The organism is Algibacter sp. (assembly GCF_049667265.1).
Classification (GTDB): domain Bacteria; phylum Bacteroidota; class Bacteroidia; order Flavobacteriales; family Flavobacteriaceae; genus Algibacter_B.
Genome location: NZ_JBATHX010000258.1, coordinates 1 through 19,076, shown reverse-complemented (window position 1 = coordinate 19,076; position 19,076 = coordinate 1). Strand labels below are relative to the sequence as shown.

General features: G+C 32.2%; 16 protein-coding genes and 1 tRNA gene. 6 read left to right on the top strand and 11 right to left on the bottom strand.

Features of this window, described 5'->3' with window-relative positions; translation table 11 throughout:
• On the top strand, positions 1 to 632 hold a 632-nt coding region (glyA, locus tag WBN21_RS09835; protein ID WP_424199807.1), incomplete at its 5' end, for a serine hydroxymethyltransferase.
• A gap of 412 nt (positions 633 to 1,044) precedes the next feature.
• A complete protein-coding gene (locus WBN21_RS09830; protein WP_424199805.1) occupies positions 1,045 to 1,476 on the top strand; it encodes a hypothetical protein in 432 nt (143 codons plus the stop codon).
• Between the two features lie 270 nt (positions 1,477 to 1,746).
• On the opposite strand, the gene WBN21_RS09825 is transcribed toward WBN21_RS09830, so the two are convergent.
• From WBN21_RS09825 to WBN21_RS09815, 3 genes are all read right to left on the bottom strand, one after another.
• Complete coding sequence (locus WBN21_RS09825) at positions 1,747 to 3,309, bottom strand: hypothetical protein (RefSeq protein ID WP_424199803.1); 1,563 nt, start codon at positions 3,307 to 3,309, stop codon at positions 1,747 to 1,749.
• Between the two features lie 67 nt (positions 3,310 to 3,376).
• Complete coding sequence (locus WBN21_RS09820; RefSeq protein WP_424199801.1) at positions 3,377 to 3,766, bottom strand: acyl-CoA thioesterase; 390 nt, start codon at positions 3,764 to 3,766, stop codon at positions 3,377 to 3,379.
• A 108-nt stretch (positions 3,767 to 3,874) separates the two neighbouring features.
• Positions 3,875 to 5,257 carry a sugar porter family MFS transporter gene (locus WBN21_RS09815; RefSeq protein WP_424199800.1) on the bottom strand — a complete coding sequence of 461 codons (1,383 nt, stop codon included), beginning with the start codon at positions 5,255 to 5,257 and terminating at the stop codon, positions 3,875 to 3,877.
• A 238-nt stretch (positions 5,258 to 5,495) separates the two neighbouring features.
• Here WBN21_RS09815 and WBN21_RS09810 point away from each other — a divergent pair.
• Positions 5,496 to 5,569: transfer RNA gene (locus WBN21_RS09810), tRNA-Arg, on the top strand.
• Positions 5,570 to 5,623: 54 nt separating this feature from the next.
• Here WBN21_RS09810 and WBN21_RS09805 read toward each other — a convergent pair.
• The 8 genes from WBN21_RS09805 to tsaD all read right to left on the bottom strand — a co-directional run bounded on the left by WBN21_RS09805 (position 5,624) and on the right by tsaD (position 12,122).
• Positions 5,624 to 5,980: a hypothetical protein gene (locus WBN21_RS09805; protein ID WP_424199798.1), complete on the bottom strand. Its 357-nt coding sequence runs from the start codon at positions 5,978 to 5,980 to the stop codon at positions 5,624 to 5,626.
• 7 nt (positions 5,981 to 5,987) lie between these two features.
• Positions 5,988 to 7,166 (bottom strand): THUMP-like domain-containing protein, encoded by a 1,179-nt coding sequence (locus WBN21_RS09800; RefSeq protein WP_424199796.1) that lies wholly within the window; start codon positions 7,164 to 7,166, stop codon positions 5,988 to 5,990.
• An 8-nt stretch (positions 7,167 to 7,174) separates the two neighbouring features.
• A complete protein-coding gene (locus WBN21_RS09795) occupies positions 7,175 to 8,263 on the bottom strand; it encodes an AI-2E family transporter (RefSeq protein ID WP_424199794.1) in 1,089 nt (362 codons plus the stop codon).
• A gap of 115 nt (positions 8,264 to 8,378) precedes the next feature.
• The gene (locus WBN21_RS09790) at positions 8,379 to 8,879 is read right to left on the bottom strand and encodes a TrmH family RNA methyltransferase (protein WP_424199792.1); all 501 of its coding nucleotides are present in this window, start codon (positions 8,877 to 8,879) and stop codon (positions 8,379 to 8,381) included.
• Between the two features lie 87 nt (positions 8,880 to 8,966).
• The gene (locus WBN21_RS09785) at positions 8,967 to 9,608 is read right to left on the bottom strand and encodes a DUF4159 domain-containing protein (RefSeq protein ID WP_424199790.1); all 642 of its coding nucleotides are present in this window, start codon (positions 9,606 to 9,608) and stop codon (positions 8,967 to 8,969) included.
• Positions 9,609 to 9,614: 6 nt separating this feature from the next.
• Positions 9,615 to 10,319, bottom strand: a complete 705-nt coding sequence (locus WBN21_RS09780; RefSeq protein WP_424199788.1) for a 16S rRNA (uracil(1498)-N(3))-methyltransferase — start codon at positions 10,317 to 10,319, stop codon at positions 9,615 to 9,617.
• A 3-nt stretch (positions 10,320 to 10,322) separates the two neighbouring features.
• Positions 10,323 to 10,964, bottom strand: coding sequence for a peptidylprolyl isomerase (locus WBN21_RS09775; RefSeq protein WP_424199786.1), 642 nt, complete (start codon positions 10,962 to 10,964; stop codon positions 10,323 to 10,325).
• A gap of 135 nt (positions 10,965 to 11,099) precedes the next feature.
• The gene (gene tsaD, locus WBN21_RS09770; RefSeq protein WP_424199784.1) at positions 11,100 to 12,122 is read right to left on the bottom strand and encodes a tRNA (adenosine(37)-N6)-threonylcarbamoyltransferase complex transferase subunit TsaD; all 1,023 of its coding nucleotides are present in this window, start codon (positions 12,120 to 12,122) and stop codon (positions 11,100 to 11,102) included.
• Between the two features lie 159 nt (positions 12,123 to 12,281).
• Between tsaD and WBN21_RS09765 the strand changes: the two genes are divergently transcribed.
• The 3 genes from WBN21_RS09765 (at position 12,282) to gap (ending at position 18,867) form a co-directional block, all read left to right on the top strand.
• A complete protein-coding gene (locus tag WBN21_RS09765) occupies positions 12,282 to 16,688 on the top strand; it encodes a translocation/assembly module TamB domain-containing protein (protein ID WP_424199782.1) in 4,407 nt (1,468 codons plus the stop codon).
• Between the two features lie 167 nt (positions 16,689 to 16,855).
• On the top strand, positions 16,856 to 17,842 hold the full coding sequence (gene pfkA / locus WBN21_RS09760; RefSeq protein WP_424199780.1) for a 6-phosphofructokinase: 987 nt from the start codon (positions 16,856 to 16,858) through the stop codon (positions 17,840 to 17,842).
• Positions 17,843 to 17,859: 17 nt separating this feature from the next.
• Positions 17,860 to 18,867, top strand: a complete 1,008-nt coding sequence (gene gap / locus WBN21_RS09755; protein ID WP_424199778.1) for a type I glyceraldehyde-3-phosphate dehydrogenase — start codon at positions 17,860 to 17,862, stop codon at positions 18,865 to 18,867.
• Positions 18,868 to 19,076 lie beyond the last annotated feature (209 nt).

The window sequence follows — 19,076 nt, the reverse complement described above, 5'->3', positions numbered from 1 at the left end:
ATATTGTAACAACAACAACACATAAAACCTTAAGAGGCCCTAGAGGTGGTATGATTATGATGGGGCAAGATTTCGATAACCCATTTGGAATAAAACTTAAAAATGGTAGTTTACGTAAAATGTCGTCTTTATTAGATTCTGCAGTATTTCCAGGAAACCAAGGTGGACCTTTAGAGCACATTATTGCTGCAAAAGCAATTGCCTTTGGAGAGGCTTTAACTGATGATTTTTTACATTACCAACTTCAAGTAAAGGAAAACGCGGCAACTATGGCAAAAGCTTTGGTGGCTAAAGGATACAATATTATTTCAAACGGAACAGACAACCATTGTATGTTAATCGATTTACGCAACAAAAACCTTTCTGGTAAAGATGCCGAAAACGCGCTTGTGAGAGCGGATATTACGGTAAATAAAAATATGGTACCGTTTGATGATAAATCGCCATTTGTAACCTCAGGAATTCGTTTAGGTGTTGCTGCTGTTACTACACGTGGTTTAAAAGAAGCAGATATGGTTGCTATTGTTGATTTACTTGATGAAGTTATTACCAATTTTGAAGATGACGCCAAGCTAGAAGTTGTAAAAACAAAAGTTAATAAAATGATGAAGGATAAACCTTTATTCGTTTAAGCAATAAATAAACATTTTATTAATTAAAAATCCTGCTTTATGCAGGATTTTTTTGTTTGAGTGCTTGTCTGCCGGCAGACAGGTTACCCTAAAAGGGCCGGGCTTTCCGTTTCTCTCCCGATCATCATCGGGATCAAACAGGCAGGTTCAATCCCTGCCTGCCGGCAGGCAGGCCTAACACGGATTTTCGTTTAGGTTGATGTTTTTAGTGTTTTTTTGATAAGGTTTTTAGCTAATAAAGTTCCCACAAGTGAAGATTATACCAAGTGGATAATAACAAAAATGAACAAATGTATTTCATGATACATGCGAATATTATTTTAGTTTTTAATCAATTATTTTTGTAAATTAACAGTCCTAAGCGCTTAATTATTAGTTATAAAGATAAATTATTAATTTAAAAATTTAGGATATGAAAACACCAAACCAATTTATTTTATTGTTTGCAGTTTTAATGATGATTGCTTGCAAAGAAAACGTACAAACAGAAGTAGTCGAATTAAAACAATCATCTTTCGACGTTTTTGCTGTTCATGAACTTGAAGTGAAATCAGACACAGATTTAGTAGAATTTGAAGCATTTATGAGCAATACCATTGCACCTGTTTATAATAATATGAAAGGGCAATATTTCACTTTATTAAAGGGCGATCGAGGCATACGTGCAAACAAATATGCTATTTTATTAACTTTTGATAGTATTGAAGACCGAGATAGAATTTACCCACCATCTGGCGGGTTTGTTGGTGATTTTGGACCTGATGAAATTTGGGAACAGCTTAATGCCAAGTTAGAGAATGAAATAGGTGAAAATTTTACAGATTATATAAAAGTAGGTGAGTAGTTGCTTGCTTCTTTAATTTATCAAATGAGTCGTTGTGATTTAAACACGCCCAGCGATTATGAAAGCAACTTTCAAAATAAAATAGCGACTTGAATTAAAACTCAAATCGCTATTATTTATTCACATGGTTAAGGAATGTTATTGCCTATTGTTCTTTATAAAAACATTTTAATGCATATTTCCTTTAAAAAAGTCAGGGTATAGTTTGGTTTCTGTAACTCTATTCCTTAGTTATAATTAATTTTAATACCGAATGTATTTTGTAAACCGTTACTCATCCTCTGGAAAAGTAATATGTTGGTAAGCTCCAATATCAGGAGTCGACGTTCTATTCATGTTTAAAATATCAAAAGGAACCTGCGTAGCAAACGTGGATAATCCTTGCCCATTTGCCGCAGAATCATCACCAATAATAAGGTCGTTTAACTCGGTATCCTTAAAATTAGGGTCTAGGTTAAAAATGTTGCCCTCATATTTATTGGTGTCATTCAAATTGTAATTAGCACCAGTAAAATTGTTGCTATTATCTTCAAAGCGAATTAAGCAATTTGTAAACTTAAAGTTATAAACAGCGGAAGCGTCTTCAATTTCATCTAATAAAATTTCAGGATTATCATTGCCGTAAATAATACAGTTATTAAAATTAGCTTCGGTTAAATCGGCAATGGTTGCATTGTTATCTTCATCTAAAACAAAATTGTTTAGTAAAACCGCAGGAAACTGTCTAAATCCGTCATTCCAATAATTTACAAGTGTCGAATGTGTAAAGTTATATTTTCCGCCTAAAGTACCCGCAAATGAAGATAAACCAGAATTATTAATCACCACGTTTTCTCCAGAAATAGAAGTATTTCTTCCTAAAATACCAAAACTACTTGAGTTATAAACTTGCGTGTTTGTAATGGTGAGTTTATTGTTTGTTTCATCTGGATTACCATCAGATAAAATCCCAATTGTCGAATTTTTTATAGTCGCGTAATTAAAGGTATTGTTCACGCTTCCATCTAATAGCCATATAGTTCCCCATTGCCCAGGAACATCTGAAAAACTTGGTTCTAATCGGTCGCCTTCAAAAATAACTTCATTTTCAAGAAGTTCTTGGTCGATACTAAAACCACCATTCACATTAATGGATGCACCGTTGGATACAATAATCCCAGAATTATCATGAAAATGTAAACGAGCACCTGCATCAATAATTAAAGTTTCGCCATTTGGTACGGTAGCAAAGCCATAAATAACATAGGGTTTATCGTTGGTGAATGTAAGTTCTGTTGGTGATAATTCCCGACCTTGTAATTCGGTTTCTACTAATTCGCCACCAATATCTAGTGTTAAAGTTTTAATAACTTTGGTAGTATTATCTCTTTCTGGGTATATAAAAACAGCATCTTGAACCAAGGTAACTAACTCAACTTTTTGAAAGTTTGAACCCGCATCAAATTCAATTTGATCGGTATATAAATAACTTCCGTTTGGAGTGAAATCATTAATATCTACAGTAGTTTCAACAAAAATAAACAAGCTATCTTTTGCTAAAACTTCAATGTTATTAAAGCTTTTGCCTGCAATTCCATCAACACTTAATCTGTAATTTGAAGTTTCACCTAAGGCCAACTGAACTGTTGGAATGGAAATGTCGTTATCACTTTTATTGTATACTTTTAAATTATAAGTACTAGACCCAATGTTTGAAAAAACGGTGTCTAAATAAACGGTATCTCTTGAAAATTCTAGACTTCCAGTACTTGGTGAAAATTCAAAATCTTTACGACAGGAACTCCAAAGCATTAAAAATCCTAGGGTGGTAATAAAGTATAAATAACGTTTCATTTAAGGCAATAGTTTAAAGGCTAAAAATATAACTTTTGAAATTATGATTTAGTATGTTGTTGGGGAATTAATCAAATAAATCGACAATTTCTTGTGGAATTCTTGAAGGTCGCTGCGTTTTCATATTCATAAAACACCATTTTGTTTCGGATTTAGCTAATAGTTCATTGGTAGTTGCATTATACATTTCGACAATACGCGTGTATTTAACGCCTTCTACTTTAGCTATATAGGTTTTTAAAGATATGATATCGTTTAAAAAAGCAGGACTTTTATATTCAATAAAATGAGAAAGTAAAAACCAACCATATTTAGTTTGTATGGCCTCTGAGGCTTTAGACTGCCAATGTGCTTTTGCTATGTCTTGAACCCATTGCACATAAATTACATTGTTTACGTGGTTTAAATCGTCAATGTGTTCTTCGGTAACTGTTAGTGTTTTTTCGTATGTGCTCATTGTAAATAAAAAGACTTTCTAAAAATACAAAAGTAGGGCATTCTGATTAGTAATCCCTTTTGGCTTTTTAGAAAGTCTCAATTTTTTTATTCGGACTATATTAACTCTTTAATTCTTTTCCCACATAGTTTCAATCTCTTCAAGGGATTTTCCTTTTGTTTCAGGAATATATTTATAGGTAAAAAAGATTATAAATATGTTGAATGTAATAAAAATAAAGTAGGGTAGGGAACCATTCCAAAAATCATTATTGTTTACTTCACTAGCCGTTATCATTGGAAATGATTGTGAAACAAAATAGTTTCCAGCCCATTGTGCGGCAACCGCAACAGACATGGCAACACTTCTTATTTTGTTAGGAAACATTTCTGAGAGTAATACCCAAACAACGGGTCCCATAGACATTGAAAAAGAACCAATAAATATAAGTACACCAAGAAGTGATAAAAAACCAATTGCTTGCTGTTGGATGGTAACACCTAAAAGTAAAAAACCAACTAACATACCAATTGATCCAATATATACTAAAGGTTTTCTTCCAAATTTATCAACCGTAGCCATAGCTACAAAAGTGAATATTAAATTTATAAAGGCTAATAGGATTTGTTGTTTTAATACATCCTCTTTACCAAAACCTAAAGCTTTTTCAAAAATATCTGCACCATAATATAGTACAGCATTAATACCCGTAAATTGTTGTAATATTGAAAAAACTGAACCTATGACAATAATAACAAAGATCCCTTTAGAAAAGTAATTAACCTTTGTGCCCTGAGTTGTTTCTTTTAGCGACGCTAATATTTCTTTACTTTCATGCTTAGCATTTTCTTCACCATGAATTTTGATTAACGTTTTTAATGATTCTTCATTTTTTCCTTTTAAGGCTAGCCATCTAGGACTCTTAGGAACAAAAAACAACAATACTAAAAATAATAAACTAGGTATAAGCTCAGACCAAAACATGCGTCTCCATCCAAACTGTAAATTTTCAGCATCTGAAAGATTACTACCAATAAGATATGTTACTAAAAACACAATAAAAAATCCGATTACTATGGCTAATTGATAGTAGCTAACTAGATTCCCTCTTTTACTTGCTGGAGCAATTTCAGCAATATACATAGGTGCATTCATAGAGGCAATTCCAATACCTAATCCGCCAATGACCCTAAAAAAGACCAATAATGTTACCGATTCTGGAAAAATACTTGGTAATCCAGATCCCCAAGCTGAAATTGAAAAAAGAATGGCAGAAATTATCAATGAATGTTTTCTTCCAATTTTAATACTTAATGGACCTGCAACAATAGCACCAACAAAACACCCAAGCAAGGCGCTACCAACAACAAACCCTTGTGTCATGGCATCTAATTCAAAATATTTGGTTAAGTAAAACTGTGCGCCGTTAATAACACCAGTATCATAACCGAATAACAAGCCTCCTAGTGCTGAAACGGAAGTTATGAGTAATAAAAATTTCTTTTGGTTCATATTAGTTTAGTATTGAAAGAGCAATAGAGAAAAAAGTAATTACTTATATTCAATATGAACTGATTTAGTTTTTTGTTAAATATAAATGCAAATAAGTCTGTAAAATGGCAGTATATTGGTAGTTAGCATAGGGTGAAATCGAAAACAAAAAATATGTGAAAATTATAAACATTTCTTTTGGTTAGATATATAGTTAATTTTATATTTGCACACCAGAAATTAGAAATGATTTCTTTGAGGGCTCTTAGCTCAGCTGGATAGAGCACCTCCCTTCTAAGGAGGCGGTCGCAGGTTCGAATCCTGCAGGGCTCACAAAAAGCTTCACTAGAAATAGTGAGGCTTTTTTGTTTTTTTTATTTTGAAAAATTAATTAACAACTTCTTTTAGTTTATCAGTCCGGAAACAGCGCTCTTCTCCAATGAAGTTTGGATCACCATGTTTTTCAGACCAAAAGCCTTCCAAAACATCTTTAGAAATGCATTTATAAACCACAACACCTTTAAAAGTTTTGTTGTCGCTTTTGTAGTTAAAATTAATCACAAGAATGTTGTCTTTAAAAAAACCTTTCCCAATTTGCTTTTGCGTGCCATTAATTAACCAATTTGCATCTATTCTATCATTATCGTCAATTGCTAAACTGACCGTACCTTGGTATGTACTTGATTCCGCATCTTGATTTCTACCAATTACTGAATAATTACCTACCAATTCTTGAAGCATCATAAGGCAATTAAGTTTTTGTAGTTATTAAAACTATTTTTTGGTTATTCAATTCTGTGGTGAAAAACAAATACTGGTTTCCTCCGTCCCTAATTTTAAACTTATTTCTTATTTGTTGAACCGTTTCCGGGAAGTTTCTTGTAGTAATATTAGCCTTTTTTATCCCTAAACTTTTAAGTTCCTTTTTATTATAGGGTATGACTTTTTCAATTTTAAAAGCGCGACCTGGAAAACCTAAAAGATGGTTACTTGTGTATAAATGCGAGTGTTTATGAAGTTTATTTACATCTAATTGTTTTGAAATTTGATTAAAAGCGCCTGCCTTTAATATGGCCGCATTTGGTTCATATAAATGGGTGAGTGGTTGGCTATATTCAGATTCAATTTGTTTTTCTTCATTCAAATTAAAATTGAAAAATTCGGTAGTTTCTTTTTTAATATTTACAGTTTCAACTGAAATGGTATCATTAAATCCTCGGTCTAAAATCCAGAGCAATTCCTTTACTTCATTATTAACAGCAACAACATGAATGGTTTTTACGTGCTTTAGCTCTCCAATTCCAACGGATATATCTAATAAAGGCGATGTTTTAATCATAATGTTTTCAGAATGACTAAACAGCATATCTAAATGTTCGGGTACATTTGGCAAACAATCATTTAAAAAGAAGACTTTTCCCTTGGTGTCATGGCGTCGTGAAGGATCAATATAAATCCAATCAAACATCCTATTTGAAGCTATTAAATAGGCAATGCCATCGGTTTTAATGATATCTATATTTTCAACTTTTAACTGTCTGAAATTATGTTCTACAATTTCAGAAAGTGTTTCATTTATTTCACAATAGGTTACTTTTTCAAACTGTTTTGAGAAGTAAAAACAGTCCACTCCAAAACCTCCAGTTAGGTCGATAATGGCATAACCTTTTAATAATTCCGATTTGTATTTTGCTGTTATTTCAGATGACGTTTGCTCAATATTTAACTTGTTTGGATAGTAAATATTTGACGTATTAAACCAGGTTGAAAGTTTGAATTCGCATCTTTTTCTGGCTTCTATTTGCTCAATGATGGTTTTGGTATCAACACCAGAAAACGAGGTGCCTTTTAGTAGTAAATAACCAATTACGGAATTCGCATTGGTTTTTATATATTCTTGAATATCAGTATTTAATATATCTTTATTCAAACTAAAACTTAAAGATTTTGAGTCAATTTTTTTACAATCTTATTCTCTGATAAAAAGGCTTTTAATATCACTTTTATAGCTGTATAAGCAGGAACAGCAATGATTAAACCAATAACTCCAAACAGAATACCAGTAATCAAAATAACTAAGAAAATTTCAAGCGGATGCGACTTCACACTTTTTGAAAAAATGATAGGTTGGCTCCCAAAATTATCAACCAATTGTCCAATCATAAAAACAATAAACACCCAAAATGTTTTAGGTAAAATAACCTCGCTAAATGATGCGCCAAGATTACTTGTCATAGTTAGTGTGACCATTAATATTCCACCAACTAACGGACCAACATATGGTACTAAGTTTAAAAGGGCACATAAAAATGCAATAACTATGGCATTTTCAACTCCAATAATAAGCAATCCGATGGTGTAGATTATAAAGAGAATAAGTATTTGAAAAATAAGACCCACAAAGTATCTAGATAATAAATCTTTTATTTGTGTTGAAGATGTTTTCCAACGCGATTCTTTATTATAAGGAATAAAGGTTAAAATACCATTCTCAAATAATTTGCTATCTTTTAAAAAGAAAAAGGATATAAATAATACTGAGAATAAACCAATACTAAAGCTGCCTAAGCCGCTAACAATTGAATTTAGTAAGTCAGGAATGAGTGAAAAATCTATTTTTGAAAGCAAGTTTGATTGTTTCAATGATTGCTCCACATCAATTTGATGCAAGTCAAAATAAGTTATAATTTGAATATACAAATCCTCAATGTTTGTTTGAAGCTGCTCAATATTTAAAAGTGATAAGTTTTGACCTTGTTTAATTACCAAAGGAATAAATAGCCACACAATTCCAGTAAAAATGCCTAAAAGCACCACCATACTGACAATAACGGCAATGGTATTTTTGAATTTTAATTTGCGTTCCAGAAACAATACAATAGGTCTTCCAATTAATGAAATTACAGATGCAATAGCTATGTAGCCAATAACAGATTGAATTTGGTATAAAAAATAAAGCAATAGAGCAATGCCTAATATAATGCCTACAGCTTTTAAAATCCCGTTTGTAATGGTGTTTGAATTCAATTGAAAAATTTTAAGAGTAAACTTAGTCATTTCGTACCAAAGTGAGAAATCACATGCTCATTTTATTATTGGATTTATGAGATGTCTCAATCGTTCCTCATTTAAACATGACAAATTAAAGTAATTGTTTGGTAATTTCGTAAAGTGCAATATTGGTAGCTTGAACCACATTCATACTACTGTTTTGACCAAACATATCAATATGAATAATGGTATTTGAAAGATTAAGAATGGTTTCTGAAACTCCGAAATTCTCGTCACCAATAACCAATGCTATGGGTTTTTCTTTTGAAAATTGAACGCTGTGAATGGGTATGCTCGACGCTGTAATTTCTAATGAAATGATTTGAAAACCTTTAGATTTTAATGTTTCAACAACTTCTGGAGCAGAATTGGAAATCTCGTAATGCACAACTTTTTCGGTAGCTCGAGAGGTTTTTGTCATTTTTCGCCCAAACTGAATATGTTCACCACAAAGGATTAGTTTATCAATTCCAAAAGCATCAGCAATTCTGAACAAACTACCAATGTTTGGCGCGTTGGTAACGTTATCGCAAACTAATATTATTGGAAATGTTTGTTTTTTGAAATAGGTATTGTAGTGGGTGAGTTGCACTTGATTTACGATTTTAGATTTACAAATTACGATTTTTCAAATTGCCATATATAATCGTAAATCGTCATTCGTCATTCTTCAATTAATTTAGTTTTCAAAAGCATATTTAACAATATTGGCGCCCATTTTAAGTGCTTTTTCTCTGACATCTGCAGGGTCGTTATGTACTTCGGTATCTTCCCAACCATCGCCTAAATCGCTTTCATAAGTGAATAATAACATGAGTCTATTTTCATTAAAAAGTCCGAAAGCTTGTGGGCGTTTACCATCATGCTCATGTATTTTTGGTAACCCATTTGGGAATTTATAAGCACTATTAAAAATAGGATGATTGATTGGTAACTCAACCAAATCCTTATCGGGAAATACTTTTTTAAGCTCTTTGGTAATGTACGGTTCCATACCATAGTTATCATCAATATGTAAAAACCCGCCAGACATTAAATAATTACGCAAGTTTTCAGCATCGGTTTCGCTAAAAAACACATTGCCATGTCCCGTCATATGTAACAAAGGGAATTGAAAAATATCCGAACTTCCAGTCTCGACAGTTTGTGGTTTTTCGCTTATTTTAGTGTTTATATGCTCGTTACAATATTTTATAAGATTAGGTAGGGCAGTAGGATTCCCGTACCAATCACCGCCACCTTTATATTTTAAAATGGCTAAATCTTGAGCAAAAAAGCTAAAAGTTAAAAGTGAAAAGGTAAAAGTTAAAAATAATTTCATAGAAAATTACTCGTTTATGAAGGCTACGGAATGGCATGCTACAATTGCAGCCGTTTCTGTTCGTAATCTTGTTTCTCCCAAAGTTACAGGAATAAAGTTATTTTCTACGGCTTTGGTAATTTCTTTAACAGAAAAATCGCCTTCTGGTCCTATTAAAATAGTCATATCCGTTTTTGGCTTAAGTTGTTGCTTTAACGATTTTCTATCCGTTTCTTCACAATGAGCAATAAATAAATCACCATTAAAATCTTGATTTACAAAATCTTGAAACGATATGGCATTATTAAGTTTAGGTAAATAGCAACTTAACGATTGTTTCATGGCCGATTGAATAATACGCTCAAAACGTTCCGGTTTTATAAATTTTCGTTCGCTATGGTCGCAAATAATAGGGGTGATGCAATCAATTCCAATTTCGGTAGCTTTTTCTAAAAACCATTCATAGCGGTCGTTCATTTTTGTTGGAGCAACGGCCAAATGCAAATTATAATTATGTTTTTCTTTAATCGATTTAGATACAATATTAGCAGTACACTTATTAATATTTGGTATTGAAATTTCAGCAGTAAACAGCCAGCCATTGCCGTTTGTAATGTGCAAGTTGTCACCAATATTTTTCCGAAGCACTTTTACAATATGCTTGCTTTCCTCTTTGTTAAAAGTGAATTGCGAGGTGTTTTCGGTGATTTCTGGACTATAAAAAAGCTGCATGTTCTATTCGTACTTTGCTTCCACAATCTTTAAAACTTCAATTTCTAAAATATCTTTAGGTTCATGTGTTTTTAAAACCACGTAATACACGTTTTCAGAAGGCATATCAACTGTAAAAATAGTGTTTAAATCATGATTTTCATTAATCACCTCAGTTTCAAAATCGACAGGCATTTCACCTTTTAAAAACCAACCTAAATCGCCACCTTTATTAGCGTTATCATCCATCGAATATTGTTTGGCTAAGAAGTCAAATGGTGCACCGCTATTATATTGAGCTATAATTTTATCTCTTAATAAATCAATATCCTCAAGGTCATATTCCGTGCCATCAAGGTAAATATAAGCGACTCTGTAGTACGTGTTTTTAGTTTTATTAACGACTTTATAATACGTTTTTTCAAACTCTCTGTCGTCCACTTTTGTTCCACCAACACTTAATTTAAACAGTTCTTTCGCTAGAATAGTTTTATGGTTTTCCTCATTAAAAGTGATTAATTTATTCTTTTTGGAATTTTTGGTTTCCAAATAGCTTTCCACTTGTTCCGGTGTTTCAAGAAGACTTAAATCTTCTTCCGTTGAAGTTTGAGCTGTTAAAAATAATGATGGACTAATTAAAAATAGATAAAGTAATTTTTTAAGCATTGATAAGGTTTTTAATTCGATTTCAAATTTAAAGGGAATAGTGAACGATATGATTAAAGTAGAAATAAGTTTTTAAGAAGAGATTGTTTATAACTTTAATTTGACCTCCATTTGGGATTTTAAACTGCGACTTTTTTAAATCTTCAATCTAGCCGAAGCCACAATATCCTGTTCAGCAAAATCACCTTCTAAATATTTTAAATACCCAACAATAGCAATCATTGCCGCATTATCAGTAGTGAATTCAAATTTTGGAATATAGGTGGTCCAACCAAATTTTTGTTCGCCATCTTTTAAGGCTTTCCGAATGCCTGAATTTGCCGATACACCACCGCCAATAGCAATATGACTAATTCCAGTTTGTTTGGTGGCTAGTTTTAATTTATCTATTAAAATACCAATAATGGTGTATTGAATGGATGCGCAAATATCATTAAGGTTTTCTACTATAAAATTGGGGTTCGCCTTAACTTCACGCTGAATAAAATAAAGAACTGCCGTTTTAAATCCAGAAAAACTAAAGTTTAAACCATCTACTTTTGGTTTGGTAAATTTAAAAGCTTTGGGGTTTCCGAGGGTTGCACGTCGGTCTATTTCTGGCCCAGCAGGATACCCTAAACCTAGAATTTTTCCACTTTTATCAAAAGCTTCACCAACGGCATCATCAATGGTTTCGCCAATAACGTTCATTTCAAAATAATTATCAACTCTAACAATTTGCGTGTGTCCGCCAGAAATGGTCATAGCTAAAAAAGGAAACGGTGGTTTTTCAAACCCGTCTTCTTCAATAAAATGAGCTAAAATATGTCCTTGCATGTGGTTCACATCAATTAATGGAATATTTAATCCGTAGGCCAAAGATTTTGCAAATGAAGTTCCAACTAGTAAACTTCCCATCAGCCCGGGACCTCTAGTAAAAGCAATAGCGCTTAGTTTTTCTTTGGAAATTCCTGCTTTTTCTATAGCTTGATGTACTACTGGAACAATATTTTGTTGATGCGCCCTCGAGGCCAATTCGGGTACAACACCACCAAATTCTTCATGTATTTTTTGACTTGCTACAACATTGCTTAAAATGCGTCCGTTATGAATTACAGAAGCTGCCGTATCATCGCAAGAAGACTCAATTCCAAGGATGTAAAAATTTTGTGAAGACATTAATAAATATTAGGCACAATAATTGTTAATTTTGAATACGAATAAACATCTCAATCATTATTTTTACTCGTAATTACAAAAGTAGTTTATTCTAAATTAAGTTATAACTTTAAGGGCATCAAAAAAATTCTAAAAATAGCATTAAAAGTAGCAGGAATCATGCTACTATGTTTCATCATTACGGTGTTGATGCTATCTATTCCTGCCGTTCAAACGGTATTAGGAAAATATGCCACCAAACGCCTAAATGATGAATTTAAAACCAACATCAACATTGATAAGGTTAGTATGCAATTTAATGGCGATGTAGAAATTAAAAATATTTACATTGAAGATTATAAAAAAGACACCCTTATAAGTATTGCCGAGCTGAATACGTCGGTTCTAAGTTTCAGAAATTTGATTAATGGCGATCTTGTTTTTGGTGATATAGATATTGAAAATCTATCATTTAATATTAAAACTTACCAAGGTGAAACTCAAAGAAATCTGGATGTTTTTGTTGATCGGTTTGAAGATGATAATCCAAAAAGGGCCAAGAGTAATTTTTTACTGTCTTCAAGCGATGTTTCTATTTATAATAGTGTTTTCAAACTTATAGATGAAAATAAAGAAACAGCCAAAGTCCTTCATTTTGAGAATTTAAATATCAATGCTACCAATTTTTTAATAAATGGAAGTGATGTTAGTTTGCGAATTAATACGTTGTCCTTTAAGGATAGTAGAGGCGTAGAGGTTAAAAATTTGATGACCGATTTTGCCTATACATTAACAGACATGACCTTTGCTAACTTGCAAATAAAAACACCACACTCTGTTTTAAAAGGCGATTTAAAGTTTTTATATGAGCGTGAAGATTTGCAATATTTTGTTGATAAAGTTAAGATTAAGGCAAGTTTTAAAGATTCTAATGTGCAATTGGATGAGCTAAACACATTTTATAATGAATTTGGAGAAAACCAATCGGCTAAATTTAGCGTCGATTTATCTGGGACTTTAAATGATTTACGGACTAGTAATTTAATGTTGAATTCAAATTACAAGACCCGTATTTATGGTGATATTAATTTTAAAAACTTATTTAGTAAAGATGAGGGCGATTTCTCTATGAATGGCAATTTCAGTAATTTATCTTCCACTTATAATGATTTAAAAGGGATGCTACCAAATGTTTTGGGCGAAGCTATTCCTACATCTTTTGGACGTTTAGGGTATTTTACTATAACTGGGAATTCTCAAATTACCGCTTCAAGAGTTTTAGCAGATATTGAAATTGATACCGAATTAGGTTTTGTTGACTCAAACTTAGAAATCACAAAAATAAACGATATTGATAATGCCGATTATAAAGGAAAGATAATTTTTGAACAATTCGATTTTGGTACTTTTTTAAACGACCCCAAAGTTGGAAAAGCATCTCTTGATGTTAATGTAGATGGAAGTGGTTTTACTGCAAAAAATATTGACACTAAAGTAAAGGGCGAGATCTTCGAATTACTTTATAATGATTATAACTATAAAGAAATAAAAGTTGCAGGAAATATTCAAAATAAAATTTTTGATGGAAACCTAAATGTGAATGATAGAAACCTTCAATTAAATTTTACAGGGTTGATAGATTTTTCGGAAGACATTAGAAAATATGATTTTGAGGCCAATGTTGATTATGCTGATTTAAACATACTTAATTTTATAAAAAAAGATAGTATTTCTATTTTTAAAAGTAAGGTTAAAATGAATATGAATAGCAGCAGTTTTGATGATGCATTTGGAAAAATAGCATTTACCAATACCATGTATAAAAATGAAAATGACACCTATTATTTTGAGGAATTTGATGTGTCTTCTCATTTTGAAAACGACATCCGTTTTGTAGAATTTAATTCACCCGATATTATTGAAGGTGCTTTAAATGGGCGTTTCTTTTTGAAGGATTTAAAAATGTTGTTTGAAAATTCTATAGGGCATATTTATACCAATTATATTCCCCATAAAGTAGCCGAAAATCAATCCATCGATTTTAATTTTAAAATTTATAATAAAATAATCGAAGTTATTTTTCCTGAAGTAGAATTGGGCAAAAACACATTTATTAGAGGCCGTGTTGAAAGTAATGAAGAAAAATTTAAGCTTAGTTTCAAATCACCAAAAATTCGGTATTTAGAAAACTTTGCAAATAATATTGAGTTGCAAGTTGATAATAGTAATCCACTCTTTAATACCTATATTGAAATTGATAGTTTACACACCAAATTCTATGATGTTTCAAAATTCAATTTAATTAATGTAACCGTTAATGATACCCTTTTCATGCGATCGGAATTCTCTGGTGGAAAGCGTAATAATGATCGCTATAATTTAAGTTTTTATCATACTATTAATCAGGATAATGAATCTGTAATTGGTTTCAAACAGAGCGATATAACCATTAAAAATAATAAATGGTTAATTAATGAAAACCAAGATAAATTTCATAAAATTTCCTTCGACAAAAAGCTTTCAAAGTTTAATATCGATAAATTTAGGATTAATCATGAAAGCGAAGAAATAGAACTTTCTGGGTTTGTAAGAGATTCTACTGAAAAGGATATTAAGCTCAATTTCACAAACGTTGATTTAACCAAAATAACACCTGATATTGATAGTATTTCTTTAGCGGGTAATGTAAACGGTAAATTAGATATTTTACAAAAAAACGGCAGTTACCTTCCAAATTCAAGTATTATTATTGATGATTTGGTGGTTAATAATTACTTATTAGGGTCTTTAAATGCAAACGTAACTGGAAACGCGTCTTTAACCAATTATAAAGTAGATGCAACCATTAAAAATGATTTAGTTAACTCGTTTGTTGCAAAAGGTAATATTAATGTTTCTGGTAAAAGGTCTATTATTGATGTCGCGATCAATTTCAATGGGTTTAACCTGTTTCCATTAAATCCGTTATTAGATGGCGTTTTGTCGAATATTCGAGGCGAAGCCAATGGCGATGTAAAATTGGTGGGCGACCTAAGGAAACCAGATATTAATGGCGAATTAATTGTAAATAACGGCGGTTTAGGAATTCCATACCTTAATGTGGATTATGATTTTAATACAGATGCTTCAGTAACCTTAAAAAACCAAAGTTTTATTTTTAATAGAATTTTGCTAAAAGATTCTAAATATAAATCTGTCGGATTTCTAAATGGGTATTTAAGCCATGTAAATTTTGGTAAATGGCGATTAGGATTAGAAATTACTACGCCACGTTTATTAATTCTAGATACTGAAGAAACTGAAGAATCACTTTATTACGGAACTGGTTTTATTGGTGGTAGAGCGAGTATTATGGGGCCAACTGAACAATTAGTAATAAGTGTTGTTGGTGAAACAAAAAAAGGAACTGTATTTAAAATTCCGTTAAGCGATTCAGAATCCTTTGGCGATAACTCCTATATTCATTTTATAACGAAGGAAGAAAAAGAAGCGCGTAAAAAGGGAGTAGATTTTATTGTTCAAGAAATAAAAGGATTAGAATTAGAATTTGACCTAGATGTTACTGAAGATGCAGAAGTAGAATTGATTATAGATAGAGATACTGGACATGCATTAAGAGGTCGTGGTGTTGGCGGATTATTGGTCGAAATAAACACCAATGGTAAATTTGATATGTGGGGCGATTTCTCGGTATTCGAAGGGGTTTATAATTTTGCTTATGGCGGTATCATTCAAAAAGAATTTACAGTAAAACCAGGTGGAACCATTGCTTGGGAAGGAGAACCTGCCAAACCAAAAATTGATATGCTTGCCACCTATAAAACGCAAGCTAATCCTTCGCCATTACTAGATAATCCAATAAATAGAAGTATTCCTGTGGAATTGAATATTACTTTAAATGGCGATTTAGAACAATTAAATCCCGAATTTAGTTTTAATTTTCCAAATGTAAATTCAACCATAAAATCTGAGCTTAATTACCGTTTAGAATCCAAAGATGAACGCGATCAACAAGCCCTGTTTTTAGTGTCTACTGGCTCGTTTTCAAGCGGACTTAATGCGATTAACGCCTCAGGTACCATAGCAGAAAGACTTAATGGAATTATAAATGGTATTTTTACTTCAGGTGATAGTAAGGTGAATGTGGGGTTAAATTACCAGGCCGGTCAAAACAGACCAGATTACCAAACGGATGATCGGGTGGGCGTAACATTACAAACGCAAATTAGTGATCGTGTTTTAATAAATGGTAAAGTAGGTGTGCCAGTTGGTGGAGCCACCGAAACTGTAATTGCTGGCGATGTTGAAATAGATTTCCTTCTAAATCAAAACGGAACACTTACCGCTAAAGTTTTTAATAGAGAAAATAGTATTAGAAATTTTGGAGATCCTATTGGTTATACACAAGGTATTGGGCTTTCTTATAATGTAGATTTTGACACCTTTAAGGAGCTCCTTCGAAAACTCTTTAAAAAATCTGAAGACGATGATGAAACTATTTCTACTAAAAAAGAAAACGAAAAAGAAAACGAAGCAAAAAGTGCCTTACCAGATTTTGTTTCAATGAAGTCTTCTTCAGAAGAATAAATACTTTTTTGTGCTGTTTTTCAAAGTATTACCATTTTTTATTTCAACTAAAACGTTTTAGTTTTATATACTAAAACGTTATAGTCTTAAAACATATTAATTTATTTTAAATGCTATCGATATATGCTTTTTGTTTATTAATTTTACCGTAATAAATTTAGAAATTAATGCCAAAAACAATAAATAAGATTGCAGTTTTAACATCAGGTGGAGATGCTCCAGGAATGAATGCAGCAATACGCGCCGTTGTTAGAACATGTGCTTACCATAATATAGAATGCGTTGGTGTTTATCGAGGCTATGAAGGTTTGATTGAAGGTGACTTCAAAGAAATGAACGCCAGAAGTGTTAGAGGTATAATTAACAAAGGCGGAACAATACTTAAATCTGCAAGGTCTAAAGAATTTAGAACTGAAGAAGGTAGAAAAAAAGCACACCAAAACTTAATTGATAATAAAATTGATGGATTGGTTGTTGTAGGTGGAGACGGATCTTTTACTGGAGCTCTTATATTCAATCAAGAATTTGGTTTCCCAGTAATGGGAATTCCTGGAACCATTGATAATGATATTGTAGGAACATCACATACATTAGGTTTTGATACTGCACTTAATACGGTAGTTGAAGCCATTGATAAAATTAGAGATACAGCAAGTTCACATAACCGTTTATTCTTTATTGAGGTTATGGGGCGCGATGTTGGTCATATAGCTTTAAACGCAGGAATTGCTGGTGGTGCTGAAGAAATTTTAATACCGGAAGAAGATTTAGGATTAGATAGATTAGTAGAATCTTTAAGAAGAAGTAGAAAAACTGGAAAAACATCAAGTATTGTTATTGTTGCTGAAGGTGATAAAATTGGAAAAAACATTTTCCAATTAAAAGATTATGTTGATGAAAACATGGAAGGTTATGACGTTCGCGTGTCCGTTCTTGGTCACATGCAACGTGGGGGAGCACCGTCTTGTTTTGATAGAGTACTTGCTAGTAGAATGGGCGTAAAGGCTGTTGAATCCATATTAAATGGACAAACCAATTATATGGTTGGTCTTATGGATGGTAAAATGGAACTTACACCTTTAGATAATGCCATTAAAGGAAAAACAAAAATAAACTTAGAATTATTGCGTGTCTCAGATATCATGAGCACTTAACATTTATAAACACGATTATGTCAAAATTAAAAATTGGAATTAACGGATTTGGTAGAATAGGTAGAATTGCTTTTAGAGTAGCAGCTGCTAGATCTAAGGATATTGAAGTAGTAGGTATTAATGATTTATTAGATGTAGATCATTTAGCGTACTTATTAAAGTTCGATTCTGTTCACGGACAGTTTGATGGAACTATTTCTACTAAAGATGGTAACTTAATAGTAAACGGAAATACAATCCGTGTAACTGCTGAGCGTAACCCAGAAGATTTAAAATGGGATGCTGTTGGAGCAGATGTAGTTTTAGATTGTACAGGTATCTTCACAAATTTAGAAGGTGCTGGTAAACACATTAAAGCTGGAGCTAAAAAGGTTGCTATTTCTGCACCATCTGCTGATGCGCCAATGTTTGTTATGGGTGTAAACCACAAACAAATTACTGCTGCTGATAAAATTGTATCAAACGCATCTTGTACTACTAACTGTTTAGCGCCATTAGCTAAAGTAATTAACGATAAATTCGGAATTGCTGAAGGATTAATGACTACAGTTCACGCGGCTACTGCAACACAATCAACTGTTGATGGTGTTTCTAAAAAAGATTACCGTTTAGGTCGTGCTTCTTTAAACAACATCGTACCTGCTTCAACTGGAGCGGCTAAAGCTGTTGGAAAAGTAATTCCTGAATTAAACGGAAAATTAACTGGTATGGCTTTCAGAATCCCTACTGTTGATGTATCTGTGGTAGATTTAACTTGTCGCTTAACAAAACCAGCTCCTTGGGCTGAAGTTAAGAAAGCATTAAAAGATGCTTCTGAAGGTGAATTAAAAGGTGTTTTAGGATATACTGAAGAAGGTGTTGTATCTCAAGATTTCGTATCTGAATCTAGAACAAGTGTTTTTGATGCTAACGCAAGTATGGCATTAAATGATGGCTTTGTTAAATTAGTATCTTGGTATGATAATGAGTTTGGTTATTCAACTAAATTGATTGATTTAGCGCAACATATCGGTGCTATAAAATAAATAAATATGTAAGTCCACAGTATTATTCAATAGGATAATGCTGTGGATTTTTTATTTGTACAACCTTAAAAACTTAAAATTTGTCATTCTGAAGGTGTTTCAGAATCATAAATAAACTATTTTTTGTTGGTAGTTTGTATCTGAACCTCGTTCAGAATGCAGAATAATTACTTTTAATTTTCTATTTTTATAAAAACCTTCCTTAAGGT